Consider the following 2,443-nt stretch of genomic DNA (forward strand, 5'->3'; position numbering starts at 1 on the left):
GATGAGGGAGATGAGGGAGATGAGGGAGATGAGGGAGATGAGGGAGATGAGGGAGATGAGGGAGATGAGGGAGATGAGGGAGATGAGGGAGATGAGGGAGATGAGGGAGATGAGGGAGATGAGGGAGCAGGGAAGAAGAATTAATACCAATTCCCAATGCCCTATGCCCACTTGCCCTGAGCGACTTGTGCCGAGCGAAGCCGAGGTAAGCCGAAGGGATGCCCTATGCCCAGTTCAAGATAACTTTGTTAAAAATCCCAACAATTTTTTGGTATTTGATGTCAAGAGGGTTCGACGATAAGCATCAGCGGCTTTTTTTATCGCTTCGGCTTGAGTTGGATAAGGATGAATTACACTGCTTAACTTACTCAAACCGATTTTATTCACCATTGCCGTAGTTACAACTGATATCATCTCACCCGCGTGACTGGCGACAATAGTTGCACCGATAATTTCATCAGACCCCTTTTTATGGTGGATTTTGAGAAATCCTGATTCTTCACCATCTGCGATCGCTCGGTCTACACTACTAAAAGGTATGTTAATTGTCGTCACCTCAATACCCAATTTCTGCGCCTCGTGTTCGTACAACCCTACATGGGCAATTTCTGGGTCAGTATAAGTTACCCACGGCATTACCAAACTACTGAGTTTCGAGCGTCCTATGCCAAAGGGAGAAAACAGTGTATTCTTAATCACAATCCGCGCCGCAGCATCAGCAGCATGGGTAAACTTCCAGTTCATGCAGATATCACCAGCTGCATAAATTTTGGGATTCGTCGTCTGGAGATAATCATTTACCTTTACACCTTGGTGCTGATCGTATTCTACACCCACTGCTTCTAAATTCAGACCTTCGACATTTGGCGATCGCCCCGCACCGACTAAAATCTCATCTACTGTCACCGAATCTCGATGACCATTGGAGGAAAAGTAAAGCCGTTTCCCCTCGGTAACAGTTACCACTTCTTCCAACTTGGAATTCAGTACCACGCGAATTCCTTCGTTAATCAAAACCTTTTGCAGAATTTTAGCAGCTTCAGCATCTTCTTTATTCAGAAGATGAGAACCGCTATGGAAAAGTACTACCTCAGAACCCAAGCGCCCCAAAGCTTGCGCCAATTCGCAACCAATGGGGCCGCCACCAATCACCGCTAAACGTTCCGGTCGTTGAATCAGCGAAAAAACCGTCTCATTAGTTAGATAACCCGCCTTTTCAATTCCTGGAATCGACAATTGTGCAGGTCTTGCGCCAGTAGCAATTACAGCTTTTTTAAACCGGAGGGTTTTGTCGCCAACTTCCACCGTATTTTTACTCGCAAATCGACCGCTACCCAAAAAGACATCAACACCCAAATTTTGAAAACGCTCCGCCGAGTCGTTATGACTGATACCAGCCCTTACCCGCCGCATCCTTGCCATAACTTTGGGAAAATCAACATCAATATTATGTTGAGGAATATTAACACCCAAGTTTTGAGCATTCCAGATTTCGCCAACAACGCGAGCAGACCGAATAATAGTTTTAGATGGTACGCAACCAACATTTAAGCAATCTCCACCCATGAGATGCTTTTCAATTAGCGCCACTTTTAAACCCAAATCCAGACCCGCCGCACCCGCAGCCACTACTAATCCCGCCGTACCAGCACCAATTACTACCAAATCGTAAACATCTGTCGGTTGAGGATTAACCCAATTTGGCGGATGGACGTAAGACACCAACTTTTGGTTATACTCATCCATTGGGCGAACTGTAACTCTCTCTAAATCTGAATTGGTCATTGGCGAAACCTTTTTTAAGAATTGAAAATACTAAATTCACCTGAGCTAACTTTTTACTCTTAGAAAACCTCACCCCCAACCCCTCTCCTTAGCAAGGAGAGGGGAGCGTTTGCTGTCTTCAAATGCGGGGTGAGGTTCGGACTATATTGCACCGAAGTGAGAACCGCTATATTTTAAAAGTAATATAGCTTTTGAACTGTTTTGTCCGTTTGATAATTTACAGATACTCTTCCAAACTTAGTTTAATTTTTAATTGCTACTTACTTCCTCTTCTAAAGCTTTCCGCGCAATCCGGGTGACATAAACTGTTATAGCTACTGTAGCAATCAAACCTAAAATCCGAATTGCCCATTGCAAAGTTGGGTTGGTAGGTTGAGTCTCAGTACCAATCATGGCAAGATTACCTGCAAGGGAACCAATATAAACGTACATCACAGTTCCAGGAATCATGCCTACAGAACCGATAAAGTAATCTTGGAGTGAAACTCCTGTGATACCAAAGGCATAGTTTAATAAATTAAAAGGAAATATCGGGGACAGTCGCGTTAACAAGACAATTTTTAATCCTTCTCTACCAACCGCTTGGTCAATGGCGGCAAATTTTTTGTTATCTGCAATTTTCCGAGCAACCCAGCCCCTTGCTAAATAACGTCCTACA

At 44.2% G+C, this 2,443-nt stretch carries 2 protein-coding genes; both read right to left on the bottom strand.

Annotated elements, in window-relative coordinates; genetic code table 11:
• Positions 1-234: 234 nt before the first annotated feature.
• Positions 235-1,785: a mercuric reductase gene (locus tag LC574_RS35665; protein WP_229458345.1), complete on the bottom strand. Its 1,551-nt coding sequence runs from the start codon at positions 1,783-1,785 to the stop codon at positions 235-237.
• Between the two features lie 249 nt (positions 1,786-2,034).
• On the bottom strand, positions 2,035-2,443 hold a 409-nt coding region (locus tag LC574_RS35670; RefSeq protein ID WP_229458347.1), incomplete at its 5' end, for a TVP38/TMEM64 family protein.

This window comes from Nostoc sp. CHAB 5715 (assembly GCF_020829685.1).
Lineage (GTDB): Bacteria > Cyanobacteriota > Cyanobacteriia > Cyanobacteriales > Nostocaceae > Nostoc.